We start from the raw sequence: 589 nt of genomic DNA on the forward strand, positions 1-589 counted from the left end.
CAATACGGAAAAGAATGGCATCAACACGTAGAAGTATTAGGCCCTTGGGAAACAAAGCCCGTACTGAGTTTTAATCGTTGGGAAGGGGTGAAATCGGGTCAGAACTATCGCTTTGAAACTGTCGTATCTAACCCGCAAGGTGAAAGCATTACACTCCACCAAGTCATGGAAGGACATTGGTACAACTCGACCATTGAGTACGGTTTGTCAGCCGCCGACGTGAACTTGGCATTAAAAGACGATCGCACGATTCATCGTTCAAATACCGAGGCGTTTGGCTCTCGCAGCGCAGAGATAGCGTTTAAATCGGATAGCACCGCGCGTTATGACGATTTGTACTACACCGTCACACCAAGCAAAGTGGATGAAGCCGTCGATAACAACGAGCAAAATCTCAAACTGATGACTTACAACATTTGGGCCTTGCCTGCGATTGCGTCACATATTGGTGACCGTTACGAGTTAATCCCTGATTACGTAAAAGGCTATGACGTACTGGCATTGCAAGAGGTTTTTGCTAGTGGTCGTGATGCATTTTTACGTGAGCTTGCAAAAGAGTACCCATACCAAACGAAGATGTTGGATAAAG

General features: G+C 46.0%; 1 pseudogene. It reads left to right on the forward strand.

Annotation, left to right across the window (positions count from 1 at the left end):
- Positions 1–589 (forward strand): annotated as a pseudogene (locus tag R7040_RS28300) (phospholipase); the annotation flags it as partial.

It is taken from the genome of Vibrio sp. 1069 (assembly GCF_033340555.1).